The 19247-nt window shown below is 47.7% G+C and carries 12 protein-coding genes; 7 read left to right on the top strand and 5 right to left on the bottom strand.

The annotated features are described in order from the left end of the window. Positions 1-126 precede the first annotated feature (126 nt). Together rhlB and gppA are read left to right on the top strand one after the other, a co-directional pair. Positions 127-1431, top strand: coding sequence for an ATP-dependent RNA helicase RhlB (gene rhlB, locus A3K86_RS08235; RefSeq protein WP_068330410.1), 1305 nt, complete (start codon positions 127-129; stop codon positions 1429-1431). 15 nt (positions 1432-1446) lie between these two features. Beyond that, on the top strand, positions 1447-2958 hold the full coding sequence (gene gppA, locus A3K86_RS08230; protein WP_068330408.1) for a guanosine-5'-triphosphate,3'-diphosphate diphosphatase: 1512 nt from the start codon (positions 1447-1449) through the stop codon (positions 2956-2958). A gap of 79 nt (positions 2959-3037) precedes the next feature. Here the strand turns inward: gppA and prlC are convergent, their stop codons facing one another. Beyond that, positions 3038-5080, bottom strand: coding sequence for an oligopeptidase A (gene prlC, locus A3K86_RS08225; RefSeq protein ID WP_068330406.1), 2043 nt, complete (start codon positions 5078-5080; stop codon positions 3038-3040). 309 nt (positions 5081-5389) lie between these two features. Between prlC and A3K86_RS08220 the strand changes: the two genes are divergently transcribed. Further along, positions 5390-6229 (top strand): 23S rRNA (adenine(2030)-N(6))-methyltransferase RlmJ, encoded by an 840-nt coding sequence (locus A3K86_RS08220; protein ID WP_068330403.1) that lies wholly within the window; start codon positions 5390-5392, stop codon positions 6227-6229. 267 nt (positions 6230-6496) lie between these two features. Beyond that, a complete protein-coding gene (gene gorA / locus A3K86_RS08215) occupies positions 6497-7852 on the top strand; it encodes a glutathione-disulfide reductase (RefSeq protein ID WP_068330400.1) in 1356 nt (451 codons plus the stop codon). An 83-nt stretch (positions 7853-7935) separates the two neighbouring features. Here the strand turns inward: gorA and A3K86_RS08210 are convergent, their stop codons facing one another. Beyond that, entirely contained in the window at positions 7936-9102 is a 1167-nt protein-coding gene (locus A3K86_RS08210) for a conjugal transfer protein TraF (RefSeq protein ID WP_068330398.1), read from the bottom strand. Positions 9103-9443: 341 nt separating this feature from the next. Here A3K86_RS08210 and A3K86_RS08205 point away from each other — a divergent pair, with 341 nt between their 5' ends. The 3 genes from A3K86_RS08205 (at position 9444) to A3K86_RS08195 (ending at position 16135) form a co-directional block, all read left to right on the top strand. Beyond that, complete coding sequence (locus tag A3K86_RS08205; protein WP_068330395.1) at positions 9444-10811, top strand: YjiH family protein; 1368 nt, start codon at positions 9444-9446, stop codon at positions 10809-10811. Between the two features lie 415 nt (positions 10812-11226). Then, positions 11227-12576 carry a hypothetical protein gene (locus tag A3K86_RS08200; protein ID WP_068330393.1) on the top strand — a complete coding sequence of 450 codons (1350 nt, stop codon included), beginning with the start codon at positions 11227-11229 and terminating at the stop codon, positions 12574-12576. 343 nt (positions 12577-12919) lie between these two features. Next, positions 12920-16135: a hypothetical protein gene (locus A3K86_RS08195; RefSeq protein WP_068330391.1), complete on the top strand. Its 3216-nt coding sequence runs from the start codon at positions 12920-12922 to the stop codon at positions 16133-16135. Between the two features lie 72 nt (positions 16136-16207). On the opposite strand, the gene A3K86_RS08190 is transcribed toward A3K86_RS08195, so the two are convergent. The 3 genes from A3K86_RS08190 to A3K86_RS08180 form a co-directional block, all read right to left on the bottom strand. Further along, positions 16208-17056, bottom strand: coding sequence for a hypothetical protein (locus A3K86_RS08190; protein ID WP_068330389.1), 849 nt, complete (start codon positions 17054-17056; stop codon positions 16208-16210). A gap of 215 nt (positions 17057-17271) precedes the next feature. Beyond that, positions 17272-18213, bottom strand: coding sequence for an ABC transporter permease (locus A3K86_RS08185; protein ID WP_068330388.1), 942 nt, complete (start codon positions 18211-18213; stop codon positions 17272-17274). Between the two features lie 3 nt (positions 18214-18216). Then, positions 18217-19194, bottom strand: coding sequence for an ABC transporter permease (locus tag A3K86_RS08180; RefSeq protein ID WP_068330386.1), 978 nt, complete (start codon positions 19192-19194; stop codon positions 18217-18219). Positions 19195-19247: the final 53 nt, after the last annotated feature.

The following is a 19247-nucleotide window of genomic DNA, read 5'->3' as shown; positions in this document are numbered from 1 at the left end:
AATGATCAAATCAGGCTAGTTGAAATACGTTAAACCTGACCTATCTCATAGTATAAAGAGCAAATCGTTGCCCTATTTGAATTGAATCCGTTTCGTATTGCAACCCTAAGCTGATATTCTATAGCAATGAAGACGACTCATATCACAGAGCAAAAATTTGCCGACCTAGGTCTAGAACCTCAGGTTATCGCGGGTTTGGACAAGAAAGGGTTTCATAACTGTACCCCTATTCAAGCCTTGGCATTGCCGGTAGTGCTCTCCGGCCATGATATTGCAGGACAAGCGCAAACGGGTACAGGTAAGACCCTTGCCTTTCTAACTGCTGCATTTAACCACCTACTACGTACGCCAGCGCCTGCTGAGCGCAAGCCAAACCAACCGCGTGCCATCATCATGGCGCCAACGCGTGAATTGGCGATCCAAATTTTCAACGATGCAAAACCACTTATCGAAAGCACAGGTCTAACTGCAGGTCTAGCTTACGGTGGTGAAGCGTATGAAAAACAACAAAAAACACTAGAAAACGGTGTTGATATCCTGATCGGTACTTGTGGTCGTATTATCGATTTCTACAAGCAACGTGTGATCGACCTTCGCAGCATCCAAGTGGTGGTGCTTGATGAAGCCGACCGTATGTTCGATTTGGGTTTCATTAAAGATATCCGTTTCTTGTTCCGTCGTATGCCTGCGCCAGAAGCCCGTTTGAACATGCTATTTTCAGCGACGCTGTCATACCGCGTGAAAGAGCTTGCGTTCGAGCACATGAACAGCCCTGAAAGCGTGGTGGTTGAGCCTGAGCAAAAAACCGGTCACCGCATTCAAGAAGAACTGTTCTACCCATCGAACAAAGAAAAAATGCGTCTGCTTCAAACGCTGATCGAAGAAGAATGGCCAGACCGCGCGATTATCTTCGCCAACACCAAGCACCGCTGTGAAGACATCTGGGCGCACCTTGCTGCCGATGAACACCGTGTCGGTCTACTAACCGGTGATGTCCCTCAGAAAAAGCGTGTGCGCATTCTTGAGCAATTCACCCAAGGTGAAGTCGATATTCTTGTCGCGACCGATGTTGCTGCTCGTGGTTTACATATTCCACAAGTAACGCACGTATTTAACTACGATCTTCCTGACGATGCCGAAGACTACGTACACCGTATCGGTCGTACTGGTCGTGCTGGCGCAAGTGGTCACTCGATCAGCTTTGCGTGTGAAGGTTATGCGATCAACCTACCAGCGATTGAGACTTACATCGAGCACTCGATTCCAGTATCAAAATACGACAGCGATGCGCTGCTAACCGAACTACCAGCACCACTGGCAGTACAACGTGCTCCGCGTCAAAGCAACAGCCGTCGTAACAATTCCCGTCAAGGGCAAGGTCAGGGACAATCGCGTCAGCGTCGTCGCCGTCCACAACAGCAAAAGCAATAAGCAGCAGATAAGTCTATGGAAAGAAGTTCAGTATCACCTTTGTACGCCGCGATTGATTTAGGCTCCAACAGCTTCCACATGTGGATTGTGCGTGAAGTCGCGGGCAGTGTGAAAACACTGGCGAAAATCAAACGCAAAGTGCGTTTAGCTGCCGGTTTAAACCACGACAACGTCCTAAGCGAAGAAGCCATGCAGCGTGGTTGGGAATGTCTAAGCCTATTTGCTGAGCGTCTTCAAGATATTCCCGCTGAGCGTATTCGTATTGTCGGTACCGCAGCCCTGCGTACAGCAGTGAATGCTGACACTTTCCTAGCTAAAGCGAAAACCATTCTGGGTCACCCGGTTGATATCATTCCGGGTGAAGAAGAAGCGCGTATCATCTACCAAGGGGTGGCACACACCTCGGGTGGCAGCGATAAGCGCTTGGTGGTCGATATCGGCGGCGCCAGCACCGAAGTGATCATCGGGGCTGGTTTTGATGCCAATGCTCTCACCAGCCTAAAAATTGGCTGTGTGACTTGGCTTGAGCGCTACTTCAAAGACCGTGAGTTAACCGCGGCAAACTTTGATGCCGCCATCACCGCCGCAAAAACCGCGATTGAGCCCATTTTAGAGCAGTACCAACAACTGGGTTGGGATACCTGTGTCGGTGCCAGCGGTACCGTACAAGCGCTGCAAGAAATCATGCTGGAACAAGGCATGGATGAAGTGATCACCCTACAAAAGCTCAAGCGCCTGCAACGCCAAGCGATGCAGTACGAGCGATTGGAAGATCTCGATATCGAAGGGCTAACCTTAGAGCGCGCATTGGTGTTCCCAAGCGGTTTATCCATTTTGATCGCCCTATTTGAGTCGCTACAAATCGAAACCATGACCCTCGCCGGCGGTGCCCTGCGTGAAGGCATGGTGTACGAAATGATGAGTCAGATGCGCCACCACGATGTGCGTGAGCGTACCCTCAACAGCGTCAAACAACGCTTCCAGCTCGATGCGATCCACTCAGGTAATGTGGCAGCTACTGCCGCAGCCCTACTACAAAGCTGTCAGCAAGCGTGGCAACTAGAGCCGCAAGCCGCCTGTCTGCTGCATGCCAGCAGTACCTTGCACGAAATCGGTGCCAGTATCGAATTTAAGAAAAGCGGCGAGCATGCTGCTTACTTGATCCGTCACCTTGATTTACCCGGCTTTACCCGCGCCCAGCAATTGTTGATCGCCGAGCTACTGCGTCGTCACCGCGAACAGATCACCAGCCTGCCAGAGCAGCATGCCCTGTCAGCCGCTAGTGCAACCCGTATTTTGCGTTTACTTCGCTTAGCTATCATCTTGTGCCACCGTCGTGAGCATCAACATCAGCCACCAACAACCTTAACGGTGAACGATAACAACCTCACCTTATCTCTGCCGAGTACTTGGTTAGCACAAAACCCGCTAACCCAAGCCGAGCTGATGCAAGAAGCCACACGCCAAACCGACATGGGTTGGCCGCTCGCGATTGAAGTGCAAGACGAGCAAACTGACTCCGAATAACCAAGGTATCAGTCACTACCTAATACGCAAAAGGCTCCCGAAGGAGCCTTTTTCATATCAAACGTTGATTAATCAACAACTAACCAGTAATACCACAGTGGCGCAGCATCGCGTCCAGTTGCGGCTCGCGACCACGGAAGCGTTTGAATAACTCCATCGGCTCTTCACTGCCACCACGCTCTAGAATGCAATCAAGGAAATCAGCACCCGTTTGGGTGTTAAAAATCCCCTCTTCTTCAAAGCGCGAGAACGCATCAGAAGACAGTAACTCTGCCCATAGGTAGCTGTAGTAACCAGCACTGTAGCCGCCAGCAAAAATGTGGCTAAAGCTGTGCGGGAAACGTCCCCATTCAGGGCTTTGCACTACAGACACTCGTGATTTGATATCCGCCAGCGTCTCTAGCACTTGAGCGCCCACTTCAGGATCGTATTGGGTGTACAAGGTGAAATCGAACAGGCCGAATTCCAACTGACGCAAAATACCCATCGCCGATTGGAAATTCTTCGCCGCCAGCATTTTCTCTAGCATCGCTTTCGGTAACGCTTCACCGGTTTCGTAATGACCCGAGATAAACGCCAGCGCTTCTTCTTCCCAACACCAGTTTTCGAGGAACTGGCTTGGAAGCTCAACTGCATCCCACGGCACCCCGTTAATGCCCGAGACTGCTGGCACATCGATCTGCGTCAGCATGTGGTGAATACCGTGACCCGTTTCGTGGAACAAGGTCACCACTTCATCGTGAGTAAACAGCGCAGGCTTATCACCAATCGGTTTATTGAAGTTACAAGTCAGGTACGCCACTGGCGCTTGCAGGCTGCCATCTTCGCGTGTACGACGCACGATACACTCGTCCATCCATGCACCACCACGCTTGTGTTCACGCGCGTACAAATCTAAGTAAAAGCTACCACGCAGCGCACCTTTGCTATCAAAGATGTCGTAAAAGTTAACGGTCTCATCCCACACATCAACGCCATCGCGCTGCTTCACTTCCATGCCAAACACACGTTTTAGCACTTCAAACAGGCCAGATACCGCAGTTTGCTCAGGGAAGTAAGGACGCAATTGTTCGTCAGAAATGCTGTAACGGTGCTGCTTAAGTTTCTCGCCATAGAAAGCGAAATCCCAAGGTTGTAGCTCTTCGGCACCACATTCGCTTTTCGCAAATTCACGCAGCTCAGCCACTTCGCGCTCACCCTGCGGTTTCGCTCGGTTTGCCAAATCATTTAAGAAGCTCAACACCTGATCTGGCGTTTCCGCCATCTTGGTTGCAAGGGACTTTTCACTGTAAGTATTAAAGCCCAGCAGACGCGCTAGCTCGTGGGTTAATTTCAGTTTTTCAGCAATGATTTCGCTGTTATCCCATTGGCCTGCATTCGGACCGCGATCAGAAGCACGAGTAACAAACGCTTCGTACATCTCTTGACGCAGCGCGCTGTTTTCACAGTAGGTCATCACCGGGAGGTAAGAGGGTATTTCCAGCGTAAACAAGTAGCCTTCGAGCTCTTTGGCTTGCGCTGCCGCTTGAGCCGCTTGCAGTGCTGACTCAGGTAAACCTGCCAGTGCCGCTTCATCGGTCACATGTTTGGTCCAGCCCATGGTGGCATCCAGTACGTTGTTACTGAATGTCGACGATAGTTCAGATAAGCGCTTGCTGATCTCACCGTAACGATGCTGTTCAGCCGCAGGTAGTCCAATACCCGATAGCTCGAAGTCTTTTAACGCATCAGTAATGCTTTTTTGCTGGGCAGGGCTCAGCTTAGCAAAGTCATCGCTCGCTTTGATGGCTTTGTACGCCTCGTATAAACCTTTGTGCTGACCAACCCAAGTGCCATAATCCGACAACATTGGCAAGCACGCTTCATACGCTTCACGCAGCTCAGGGCTGTTTTTCACCCCGTTAAGGTGCGAAACCGGTGACCAAATACGGCTAAGGCGATCATCGGTTTCCGCCAGTGGTGCACAAATGGTGTCCCAGCTTGGTGGCGCATCGTTCGCCAATACTGCGTCAACATTGGCGCGACATTCCGCAATCGCTTGTTCGACCGCTGGTTGAATATGTTCAGCTTTAATTTGAGAAAACGGAGGCAGATCCGTCATCGTCAGTAATGGGTTTGACATGCGCTTATCCTTTATGAGGTTATCCCTTAAAGATGTATCCTTCACTCACTGAATTCAATCCCTTAGACCAAGCGAAGCTGTATTTTGATCGAGCTTGGTCAGTAAAGTCGCGATTTCAGCGACACATCAGGTGTGGTCTTCTCCTGATTCTAGCCAAGATTTGATAAGCAAACTGACCGAGTTATCGCATAACGCGCGCCTTGGTGCTGCGCTTTACACACCGACTAACGCGGTGGAAGCTGGATATTCGTCATGATTTGGCGATAATAGCGCTGTCTTTATTTCATCCCTTTAATCGAGAACCTGTCTATGCTGAGTTATCGTCACAGTTTTCACGCCGGCAACCACGCCGATGTGGTGAAGCACATTGTTCAAAGCCTGATCCTGGATGCGCTCAAGCAAAAAGAAAAGCCGTTCGTCTACCACGATACCCACTCGGGTGTAGGTCGCTACGATCTACAAGACGAGCGCAGCGAAAAAACAGGTGAGTTCCTTGAAGGGATTGCGCGTATTTGGTCTCGCGATGACATTCCAGCTGAAGTGGCGTCTTACTTAGCGGCGATTAAAGGTTTGAACCAAGGTGACGAACTGCGTTACTACCCAGGTTCACCCAAAGTGGCGCGCGCCCAGATCCGTGACCAAGACCGTATGGTGCTAACCGAACTGCACCCAACTGATTTCCCGCTATTGCTGCAAGAGTTTCGCGGCGATCGCCAAGTCAAAATCTACAAAGAAGATGGTTTTGCCCGCCTTAAAGCTAGCCTGCCGCCGAAAGAGCGTCGTGGCGTTGTGTTAATCGACCCACCTTACGAGTTAAAACACGAGTACATGGATGTGGTAAAAGCGATCAAAGAAAGCCACAAGCGTTGGGCTACGGGTACCTACGCTATTTGGTACCCAGTGGTGTATCGCGAAAACATCGACAAGATGATCCAAGGTTTAGAGCAAACCGGCATCCGTAAGATTCTACAAATTGAGCTAGGCGTTGAACCCGATACCAGCGAGCGCGGCATGACAGCGTCGGGGATGATTGTGATCAACCCACCGTGGAAACTGGAAAGTCAGATGCAAGCCATCCTACCTTGGCTGCAACAAGCAATTTCCCCAGTAACTGGTTTCCACAAAGTGGAATGGATTGTACCTGAGTGATCCCAACCTCTCGCTAGTACCAAATGATGCCCGCAAGAGCTTTCGGGCTTAGTACCAGCAATCACTGGCAAGCAACAATGCTTGCCAGTTCACATCTCGCTTCACCACCTTCTCGAATCCCGTGCACTGCCTCTCGTATCTGGCACTTTTCTCCATTACACTAAACGCAATAAGAATCGCTTGTCCCCCTTAGCGGCTTGCAAGGTTGTCACGCAGGGCACCAGTCAGTTAAGTGGGGGTTATATAAGACAATAGGTGGAGAAAGTCATGGCGAAGCATTTTGATTACATTTGTATCGGTGGTGGTAGCGGCGGTATTGCCTCAGCAAACCGTGCGGCGATGTACGGCGCAAAAGTAGCGCTAGTAGAAGCCAAAGCCCTCGGCGGCACATGTGTGAACGTGGGTTGTGTACCGAAAAAAGTAATGTGGCACGGTGCCCAAATCGCTGAAGCCATGCACTTGTATGCCAAAGACTACGGCTTTGATGTTGATGTCAAAGGCTTCAACTGGAGCAAACTAGTAGAAAGCCGTGAAGCTTACATTGGTCGTATCCACAAAGCGTACGACAATGTGCTAGGCAACAACAAAATCGAAGTGATCAACGGCTTCGCAACCTTTGTTAATGCCAACACCATTGAAGTAAATGGTGAGCAATACACTGCCGATCACATCCTGATCGCGGTTGGCGGTGAACCAACCATTCCAAACATTCCAGGTGCTGAGCACGGTATCGACTCTAACGGTTTCTTCGAGCTTAACGAGCAACCTAAGCGTACTGCAGTGATCGGCGCAGGTTACATCGCTGTTGAAATCGCAGGCGTACTGAGCGCGCTAGGTACCGACACACACTTGTTCGTACGTAAAGAGTCACCACTGCGTAGCTTCGACCCAATGATCATCGAAACCTTGGTTGAAGTGATGGATGCAGAAGGTCCAACCCTGCACACCCACTCGGTACCAAAAGAAGTCGTGAAAGAAGCTGATGGCACCTTCACGATGCACTTTGAAAACGGTGAGTCACACAACACAGATCTGATCATCTGGGCGATTGGTCGTCACCCAACCACAGACAAAATCAACCTAGCAGCAACCGGTGTTGAAACCACGGACCGCGGCTACATCAAAGTTGATGAATACCAACAAACCAATGTGCCAGGTATCTACTGTGTGGGCGATATCATGGAAGGCGGTATCGAGCTAACACCGGTCGCGGTAAAAGCGGGTCGTCAGCTCTCTGAGCGTCTGTTTAACAACAAGCCAGAAGCGAAGATGGACTACAAACTGGTACCAACCGTGGTATTTAGCCACCCACCAATCGGTACTATTGGTCTAACCGAGCCAGAAGCTATTGCTCAATACGGCGAAGACAATATCAAAGTCTACAAGTCAGGCTTTACTGCGATGTACACCGCAGTCACGCAGCACCGTCAACCTTGTAAGATGAAGCTCGTGTGTGCTGGCCCTGAAGAAACCGTCGTGGGTCTTCACGGTATCGGTTTTACCGTCGATGAGATGATCCAAGGCTTTGGCGTCGCAATGAAGATGGGCGCAACCAAAGCTGACTTCGATTCGGTTGTCGCTATTCACCCAACAGGCTCAGAAGAGTTTGTTACTATGCGCTAAGCGTTTAGCACTAAGTGCTAGTAGGTATCACTAAAAAGGGAGGCAAATTTGCCTCCCTTTTCTCTATCCATCAAACGATGAGATTACATCGTAAACACAAGCTGTGCTGACACACCGTAGTTGTTGTCTTTGCCGAACTGACCCGCAAGGTCGAAGCCGAATAGACCAAACGGCTTAAAGCCGATACCTGCTGTCATGATGCTATCGGCGTGCTCAGTCATGCTGTGGCTGTAGCCCGCACGTAGTTGCGCCCATTCCCATGCATCCAGCTCAACACCGACTTTAGCAAATTGAGTGCTGTAATCGAATTGCTTGAAGTATTGTTGCTTGTTCAAGTCAACGTCAGCAGCCACGGTGAACCAACCGTTAGCGTACGCGGCACCTAGCTTGTATTGTGGCTCAACGAGGTAAGTAGCGCTGTAGCTCTCACCCATGTCACCAATAATCTTGTTGGTTTCTAGCTCTTGCTTTAACAAGTTCATCGCAGTGAAACCAATGGTTACGTTGTTCACTGGTTCGTAAGCCACACCCAAGTCCATGTTAAACGCAGAGCTTTGCTCAGGATCATCCATATCAAACTCGAATTTACCTACGTTCTCCATCACATTGATAGCAACTAGCTTTTGGAACTTAGGCGAGAAACCGACAGAGATCTGTTGACCGTACGCGGGTAAATCAAATGATTTCGCTAGCGTCACACCCACATCTACAGTACCACCCGCCACTGCGGTTACCATCGAATCAAGATCCGAGGTATCTGGATTCGGGTTTGTCAGATCGCTCTCAGCGATATCGGTAATACCGAATACCGCAACATCAGCCTTAGCAAACATGCTCGCACTTAGCATGCTGTTTGGTAGTGCTGCCACTAGACCCACTTTCGCGTTTGCCACTACTTGACCGTTATCCAACGCACGCAGAGCATCTTCCCATGCCTGACGTAGGGCAGGATCTGAGTCTAGCTTGTCGTTAATGTCTTGGAAGTCTTCAACCTTCTTCACCATATCATCAGCATCATGACCACTTACGCTAATGCTTGGTAATAACAAACCAAAGTCATCATTACTTTTGTAGTTTGTTGCCAAAGCAGGGTTGTAAAATGCTGCTGTCAGGTAAGTCGCCGACGCTACACCAGTACCACCCATGGCACCACCACGCGCATCCATACCGGTATAAGCTGCAGAAGAAAACGAAACAAACGGCAAAGCCGCCGCCACCATTAATGAGATACCACTACGATTAATATTCATAATCCCTATTTAATTATCATTATTCATTGAGCGTTAAAATCTGCGGGATTATATAAGTCAAAATGGATTAAAAATAGTGTTATCAATAAGATAGAATAAAAGCACTAATCTGCATTTGAATGTTAATTGCACAAAACCGCATCCAAGCCGACAAAAAATCGACTGAATAATTACGCCATTATTTACTCAAGCTACAAACAATCACGCATAAAAACGCAATAACCGCGATTTAGTATTCCAACCACAGCAAAAGCCGTGTAATATTCATCCAACTATTTACCATATAGTGGTGAATGGTTATGCAGTAAGTTGATTTCACAAATTTTTATGTCGGGTCTCGTATGCAAGAGCAAACCACTACAATGAAGCCATCCACCACAGCCAATTGGCTGATGTTTTTGATCCCATCACTGCTTGGCGTGTTCTTGTTTATGGCACCAATCAGCTACCAAGATAGTATTACCATCCCAATTGCGGTACTGGCGAAGTCGGTCAAAGGTCTGCTTGATGGCATGCTTATCACGATCGTCACTTTATCGATCTCACTCACAGCGATTGCTACGATAGCAACCAAACTCTTTAAGCCCAAAGCCGTGCTTAACAACAGTTTTCTTAGTGGTCTCCTCAATCCATCACCGGCTTGGTTTGTGGTACAGCAACTAGGTGCCATTTTTGTAGTGATGACCTACTTTGAAATCGGCCCAGCAATGATCCACGATGGTGCGACAGGTGGCTTGGTACTGCACGACTTACTGCCTGTACTTTTTTCTGTTTTCATCTTTGCAGGCTTGCTACTCCCTCTGCTTTTAAACTTTGGCTTGCTGGAATTCTTCGGTGCCCTATTTGCGAAAGTGATGCGCCCTATCTTTGGTCTACCTGGCCGCTCGGCGGTGAACTGCATTGCATCATGGTTAGGCGATGGCAGTGTTGGCGTATTGATGACCAGCAAACAATACGAAGACAAGATCTACACCGAACGTGAAGCCGCGGTGATCGGTACCACCTTTACCGCAGTGTCTATTACTTTTAGCTTGGTGGTCATTGCCCAAGTTAACCTTGAGCACCTATTTGCCCCGTTCTACCTCACCGTATGTTTGGCAGGTTTTGCTGCCGCTGTCATTGTGCCGCGCCTACCACCACTAAGCTGGAAGAAAGATCGTTACATCGACGGTTCACAAGACATTATTGACCACGAAGCAATCCCTGCTGGCCACACCGCTTTGAGCTTTGGTCTTGAGCAAGGTTTACAGAAAGCAAGCCAAGTAACGAGCCTGCGTAAAGTATTGATTGATGGCGTGAAGAACGCGATGGACATGGTGTTCGGCGTACTGCCTGTGGTGATGGCGATCGGGACGGTTGCTCTTGTGATTGCTGAAAACACGCCAGTATTTAACTACCTTGGCATGCCATTTATTCCGCTACTGGAATTACTGCATATTCCTGAGGCGGTTGCTGCATCAAAAACCATCGTGGTGGGTTTTGCTGATATGTTCCTGCCATCTATCCTTGCTGCCAGCATTGAGAGTGATTTAACCCGCTTTGTGATTGCTGCCATGTCGGTGACTCAGCTGATCTACATGTCTGAAATCGGTGCCCTACTGATCGGCAGTAAAATCCCTGTGAAAGCATGGGAGCTGTTTGTGATTTTCATCCTGCGTACCTTAGTAACGCTGCCTGTGATCGCACTGATGGGACACTTGATTTTCTAACAATCTCATTCCCTATCGACATATTAAAAAAGCCAGCATACGTGCTGGCTTTTTTTGCCTCTAATACTCATGCTTTTTTAGCTAGCAGCAAACAACATCCAACAACCTGATTTTCATCAACTTAATGATAGAGATCGCCTTTTTGGATGAGGTTTTGATAGCGCGATCACGCTTGTAAAAATGTGACCTTGTTTCCAGTGTGAATTCCGAGATATAAGCAAGCGCCATGATAATAAAACAATCAATATCTTTGGCTTATATATCTAACCGCTATCAACCTGAATGGAGATCAGGTCGACATCCTTTAGATGACGCCCATCGCAGGCGTAATTTGATCGTCACCATTTGACGGTCTATGTTGCCAACGCGGATCCCATCCCTCTAGGTTGATAGCTGCATTTAAAAAGGGAAAATAATGCAATTCAACTATTCAACATTGGCAGCGTCATTGGCACTCGCTCTAACCCTTACAGGTTGTAACGATAGCGACAGCAACAACAACACAGTTTCAGGCAATACCATCAAAGTCATTGATGGCTACTTATCTCAAGCTGAAGTATGCATCGACCGCAACAACAACCAAAGCTGTGATACAGGTGAAGCACTAAGCACACTTACTAACGCTAAAGGCGAAATTACTATCCCTGAAGCGGATGCTAAGCACCCTATCATTGCACGTGCCATTGCGGGTAAAACCACTGATAGCGACAAAGCTGGAGCACTCGGCAACAGCTATGAGCTGATCGCAGAAGCAGGCTCTAAAGTGGTAACACCGTTTACCACCATGGCAAAAGTACAGCAAAAAACCTTAGACGAACTTGCCACAGATCTTAACCTACCAAGTGATGTGATCAGCGGCGACTATGTGGCAATGAAAGCCAGCGAAGAAAAAGCGAAAGAGGCGCATCTGCTAGCTCGCAGTGTAACCACAGAATTAGCGCCAAGCGTGAAAGACAACCAAGCGGCGGCACTAGCAACCACCACTCAAACGATCCAAACCGAAATCAACAACCAAGTGAACGCAGGGGCTAACCTTGACGATATCACTATCGAAGTTGATGACAGCGGTAAAGCATCTTCTGCTACCATCATTCGCTCACTTGATGCTTACCTTAAAGATGGTGACAGCCAGTTCACCAGCATGAACCAGTACTACGCACTTAAAGAAGGTATTTTTAAAGTGAAAGTGTCTGGTGATGGCGAACTCACTGTAACCAATAAATCCGGCGCAACGGATACCACTCAATACAGCACCGACGGTAATGCATTAGTTCTCACTGACGGCAAAAACACCGAGCGTGATACCTTCATCTACATCACCGAAGATCTGTCACTATCAGTAACAGATCAATCTGACCTAACACTATGGACTAAAGGTAGCCTAACGACCAGCAAGACACTGACCAAGGCTCACTTTGACGGTAAAACTTGGTACTACTTAAGCGACGATGCGCCAAAAGACAGCAGTAAAGCTCAGCCTATGGTGGCAAAAATGGTGTTTGGTCAAGACAAAGTGACCATCACTGAACCTTACGGCAAGAGCCCAACCGACGCGATGGAACTACCATGGGAAATCAAAAACGATAAGCTAATTGTCGACTTCCCTGAAGGCGAAGCAGACTTCAATGTCACTTTGTACTTAGAAGACACAAATATGATGGCAGTATACAACTACTCCACCACCCGTATGGGCGTTTACGATCTGCTGATCAAAGATAAAACCATGGCGGATACGCTGTACACCACATGGAAAAGCGTGAAATAACTCTAATTTCACAGCTTTACTCTCGGTATCGCTCGATACCGAGAGTTCATACCCCAATGTCACGGTTACTCAACATGCCCCACATGAAAAAGTAATCACACCCAGCCGCATAAAATCACGACAAATTCAACATTTAACCTTTATATTCAACCACTTACAAAAAGGTTAATAGCTATACCCCTCGCGCATTCATCGCGCAAATTAACAGCAACAAGCTCCTTGATTAACCTTTTTTACTTGCATCCTTTTATACACCCGTTATATATGCCGCAGCATTATATTCAACCAAATCAATAACTCATAACAACACATTGCGTGTTTATTCATTTACCAAGGATATGAAATGAAGTTTAGCTATTCGGCTGTGGCAGCCTCTTTAGTAACGGCATTAACCCTTTCAGGGTGTGGTGGCGATTCAGGCTCTTCACCAGAAGGTAACACGGGCAAACCACCTATTACTGGCCCCGTCGTGGGTGGCGTCGTGATCACCACGATTGATGGTTACTTAAAAAACGCATTAGTGTGCTCAGATAGCAATGCCAATGGTAAGTGTGAGGCAAACGAAGTCATTACCGATATTGATGGCAAGCTGGTACTCACCAATGATAAAGGTCAGCTTGATATCAAAGTTGAACAAAGCATTGAAAAGAAAATCAAAAACACCCCAATCGTCGTTAAGGTGTTAGAACCATTCAAAGACTACAGTGCTGACGGCTTTACTATTGAGCCAGGAATTTACACTGTCGATATGGACCAACCATATCAAGCGATGGGTAAGAATGTAGAATTCCGTGCCCCTGCCGGCAGTAACATTGCGACTCCTTTAACAGACTTAATTGTCGCTGAAATGGAAAAAGGAGCCAATCAAACAACAGCCGAAGCAAACGTCCAAACCATGCTTGCTGATCTGAAAGATGGCGATACCAGCCTTGAAATCGATCTGTATGCGGACTACATCGATACTAAAAAAGATACAGGTGCATCTGACGCAGAAAAACAACTAGCAACCAAACTGCACAAAACCGCGCAAATCCTAACAGAAACCCAGCACCAAACTGATGACAACATCAACCTCGACGAAGTCACCAACCAAGTTGTGACCGAAGCAGTAAGCGCGGTCAACAGTGCAACAACAGACGAGCTTAACAACCCTGACTTCAAACCTGTGGTACCCGTTGATAAAGATGAAACTGGTGAAATCGTTGTTGAAAAACCAGTAGTAAACTATCAAGCAAGCATTAATAAAGCCCTTTTAGCGACTGTTAGCTCGGAGCTAACGAACACTTACATGATTGCTGGGGAAAACTTTGGCTTCTTTGGTAAAGAGCCAGTTACAGGTCTATTCACCGATAAAGACCAAACAGATGCACCAAAGGTGACTATCTCAGCCGAAAGCTATGATGCATTAATGGCTAAAGGTATTCATGCCGAACTCACCGACCATAGCAACACGATTCAACTAACCGCAATGGAAAGCGGTAAAACGACACCTCCAGGTAGCTATTTCCTAGAACTTGCAGCAGCAGATCTTGATGAAGCTGGCAATGCTGTCGGCACAGTAACAACACTGCTCAAGTTTGAAATTCATGCGCAAGGCACGGCTCCAACAGTCAACCAAGAACGTTTAACGGCGCTACAAGGTGAGTTCGATAAACTTACCCTACAGCAAGGGCAAGATGTGAACTACATCGTGCTTGATATCAGCAATATCTTCAGCGATGAAGATGGCGATGCCCTAACCTATAGCTTTAGCGATCATGCAACAGGTCTGAAATATGACGTTCAGTACCCAGAAGTCACCATTACTGGTACACCGCTGGTTTCAGGCAACCATCAAATCTCACTAAATGCTCAGGATGATGACGGTAATGGTATCTCTGCTGCAATCTCGCTTTCTATTGCCAAACAGCCAGCCTCAGGTAATGAACTAAGTAGCATCATTGTGGAGCAAGACCTCTACCGCTTTAATGCTAATTGGGTTGGCCAAGGCGCTGCGAAGCCGGATTGTTGGGCTATGCGCTTAACCGCTGATAACCGTATTTTGGCATCCGAAACTAGCGACGGACAGTGTCCGAGCGAGTCTAGCATCAGCACAGAACAAGGTACTTGGGCATTAAACGGCGATAACATCGTATTGAACTACAAAGGCGAAGGCATAATGACGGTGAGCCTTAATAAAGATCGCTCCCATGATGTAAATATGCCTCGTGTTCACATCTCAAGCATCTCAGAAAAAGCCACCATCGCTAAAACCGCAACCGGAACAACATTAGCCAGTAAGACTCAAAATGAACCTGCAACCCTCTATATCGGCCGACTAAGTGCTGAGACATATTGGCAGCAACCAATGGCAAACGTGATGGTTAAAGGCATGCTAACCACTGCAGATGCAGCCAGCAAAGTAACGGGGATCAATCAGCATGAATCTGAAAACCTCGATGCCGATCTCTTCATCGAAACGACCTGTGAGGAACTGGGCTTTGTTGCTGATGGCGGTCAAGATCCATATGGAAACCTAAGCTACCGCTTCGGTCCTAACATGGCTTACCAATTCCATTTATTGAACGACAAGTTCACGAACGGAATGTTTACCATAAACAACCAAACTCAAGAAAGTGTCGCCTTTGCCAGCAATCATGGTAAAGCTTGTGCGGTAGATTTTGACTACACTGGCAACGCTCATTTCAAACCAGGTGAATCTATCGTTGTCTTCGCCAACCCAACAGGTGAAACCGTAAGCGAAGAATTCATCATCAATACCTTTGTTGACCGTAACTATTCAATTGAGCCGCAAGCCTCGATACTCACTCAAGAAGCAGCCGTATACGCGATTGAAATCAATAAAAATAGCGGTTCTTTTATTAAGATCTACCACGATGGTAATCAGATTAAAGAACTAGAATCGACCTACGATCCACAAACGAAAGAATGGCGTAACAACCAAGCCAGCAATGCGAAGTTTTTCGCTTACACCATCAATGGTAAGCAATTGCTACAAGTTGCTTCAGAGTTCGACGGTCAACCAGAGTCGTACACGTTATGGCGTGATGCTGCTGATGAAGTAAAAAGTATTGATGCAGGTATCGACGCAATGAGTCAGCCAAACCGCATCTTTGTCTCACCAACCTTTGAGACTGAAGGTCAAGCGAGAGCGGCTGTAGAAAACGCTTATGCTCCTGCCGTTAGTTTTGTGGGTACCCGTTGGACAGAATACGACAGTAGTGAAATTCAAACTGGCACTATCACCTACAACCAGAATGATGTCACTTACGAGTTTATCGAAGATGGCACCAATAAAAAGGAAACTTTCCTCTGGAATGAAATGCCAAACGATCTACCTTGTTTAGTCGCAGGTGAGCATACATGTAACCTGATGGAGCTTAATAGCGAATACCAGTTCTGTGATACTGATACACCAACCGATTGGGATAACTGCCCAAACAAGAACAAATATCTTGTTCAATGGCACTATTCAGAGGGTGATGGCACGCTTTACCGTGAGAAAACCTCACTGCAATGGAATCATGTCAGTAATACACGCATGGTACCTAACAAGTAATTGTTAACTCCTGCAAATACAACAAAGGCGACCAAGGGTCGCCTTTGTTTTTATATACATTGGCTCAAGCCATTACAGGTTCCACAGCACCTGAAGACCCGTACTAAAGCTAATGGTTTCCGCTTCAGGCAAAGTCGCCACTAGCGTTTTACCATTGGTATCATGCCCCCAGAATACCGGGCCTTCGACATTACGCTTCTCATAGCCCGCCATCACATACCAACCTAGGTGTAAGCCCTTCATTACGCGGTAGCTGATCCCACCGTCGATATTGGTACGAAAGCCTGAATCATTAAAAGTCACGCCATCAATTGCCGTGTTGGTTGTCTGGCTCCAAACTGGCAGCCCAACAATCATACGAAGGTGGCTATGCCAAGGGCTTTCTGCGTGTAGCGAGCCACTGTCATAACCAATCCCCATATCTAAAAAGATATCGGTTGAGCTCTCTTCCCAAGTCCCGTAATACACGCTGTTTTCATTTTGGTTTTGATAGCGCTTGTAGGTTTGGTAGCTCATTGATGGGCCAGCAATCACACGCCACTCAGGGGTCACTTTGTAGTGCAGTAAGACATTGGTCGACGCTTTGATGTACTCAAACTTATTGCGCTGATACACCCCTTGGCTATTTGACCATTCTTCATCAACACTGCTTGGTGAGAAGGTCGCTAAGGCATCGATAGAGAAATCGAACATCTCATTCACCGACGTTAAGCTACCTGTATTAATCACAGGGCTAAGCGCGGTTGCTGTTGATTCGAAACTCTCACCTTTTTCACTGAAACGCTCTTTATACGTTACCGACTCAAGCCCCATGGTGAAATAGGAGTAACCCATTTTCGGGGATGACTCTGGCTCGGAAGGCGCAGCAGCCCAAGCTGCTGAAGAAGATAAACACAAAATTGCTGCTAATGACTTTTTCACTTGTGATTCTCAGTTACGTCACCTTAACCGCCTAAATGACAACCCGAACGGCTATTAATGACTTAGTTATTATGAAACTCAGAACGCAGCATTATAATTAAGCACTTATTGATAACCAGAATAATTGATTGATAATAAATAAAAAAAGCGACCACAGAGGTCGCTTTTCGGCATTTTATCGCTGTAAGGAATAAACTCAGCGTGTTCGCTAAATGTTACCCTTTATAAATCTTCGGATTGAACACATCACGGAGCCAGTCACCCAGCAAGTTGATCACTAACACCAAGGTCACCAAGACCAAGCCAGGGAAAGCAGTGATCCACCATGAGCCGGAGAAAATGTAGTTAAAGCCGATGCTGATCAAGGAGCCCAATGATGGCTGATCGACAGGCAAGCCGAGTCCTAAGAAAGACAGCGCCGCTTCCGACATAATAGCGTTCGCCACCTGCACCGTTGAAATCACCAAGATTGGCGATAAGCAGTTCGGCAAAATATGACGGAACATAATACGCGGTGAACGAAAACCCATCACTCGCGCAGCTTCAACGTATTCTTTCTTCTTCTCAGCCAATACCGATGCCCGCACCGTACGTGCATATTGCGGCCACTCGGCAATACCAATGATCACCACCAGCATCACCACCGCGTACTGACTAAAGAGTTCAGAGCCTAATACCGTTCGGAAAATCGCAGAGACGATGATCGCCACCATCATGGTCGAGAACGACAACTGCACATCGGCAAAACGCATCAAGAAACTATCGATACGACCACCAAAGTAACCCGCACACAAACCAATAGTAACCCCAAGGATCAGCTGCAACCCTACCGCCAACAAACCAATGGTGAGCGACAAGCGCGAGCCGTATAAAATCGTCGAGAAGATATCGCGCCCTTGGTCGTCTGTACCTAAGATGAAACGTTCATCTCCGTCTTCCATCCACGACGGTGGCAGCTCGGAGTCCATGATATCAATCGAGGTTAAATCGTAAGGGTTGGTCGGCGCCACCAAAGGGGCAAACACCGCCGCGACAGCAAAGGTCAAGAACACCGCAAAGCTGACCATCGCGACTTTATCTTTCAAGAAGTAATACAAAAAGTCTGATTGCTTAAAACGCTGCCAGCGGCTTGGTGACGTCATAGTGGTACTGTTCATGGCTTATTCCCCCTTACCTAATAAGTTCACGGTCGGGTTAACCAAGCCGTACAGCAGGTCAACGATGGTATTGGTGACCACAAAGATCAAGCCAACAAAAATCACATACGCAGTGATAAGCGGGGTATCTACTCGGTTAATTGCTTCGAGGAACAATAAGCCCGTACCCGGCCACTGGAAAACACTCTCGGTTAAAATGGTGTACGCCACCATAGTACCGATTTGTACCCCGCCGACGGTCAGTACAGGCAACATGGTGTTTTTCAGCGCGTGCTGATAATAAATTTTGTTACTCGCTAAGCCTTTCGCCTTAGCAAACTTGATGTATTCCGAGCTCAAGGCTTCAAGCATTTCAGAGCGCACCAAGCGAATAAACAGCGGCAGCATGATTGAGGCAAGAGCGACGCACGGCAGCACCAAGTGACGCAGACCGTCTAAGGTGAAGTAGCCCGACTCCCAACCCAATAAGTTATAAGTTTCGCCACGTCCATAGGACGGCAGCCAGCCTAGCTCGATTGAAAAGACATACATCAACATGATGGCGGTTAAAAACACAGGAATCGAGATCCCGACGCTACTCAGTGCCATCACGGTTTTGGTAAAAATACTGTTGGGGTGGATAGCCGAATACACCCCAAGCGGAATCGACACCACTATGATGATAACCGCGGCCCCAAATACCAATTCGAGGGTCGCCACCAGCTTATCGAGGATCACCTCAGTGGCTGGACGTTTGAAGAAATACGATGTCCCTAAATCGCCTTGCACGGCGTTAGACAAAAATCGACTGTACTTGGTCACGAACGGGTCATTCAGCCCCAGCTCGTCACGCAATTGTTGGCGTTCAGCTTCTGATACCGACTGCCCCACCAGCTCACGCAGTGGGTCGCCCAGGTTGTCCTGAATGGCAAACGCCACCAGACTGATCACAAACATCACTATCAGTGCCTGAAACAGGCGCTTGACCAGAAACGTAAACATTCCCTGCCCCTTTTCTCTTCCTTGAACTTGCTTTACCCATCGCAATGACACCA

The sequence above is a fragment of the Photobacterium jeanii genome (assembly GCF_001650345.1).
GTDB classification, from domain to species: domain Bacteria; phylum Pseudomonadota; class Gammaproteobacteria; order Enterobacterales; family Vibrionaceae; genus Photobacterium; species Photobacterium jeanii.
The sequence above is the reverse complement of the archived record's forward strand: the minus strand, read 5'-3'. Positions and strand labels throughout refer to the sequence as shown.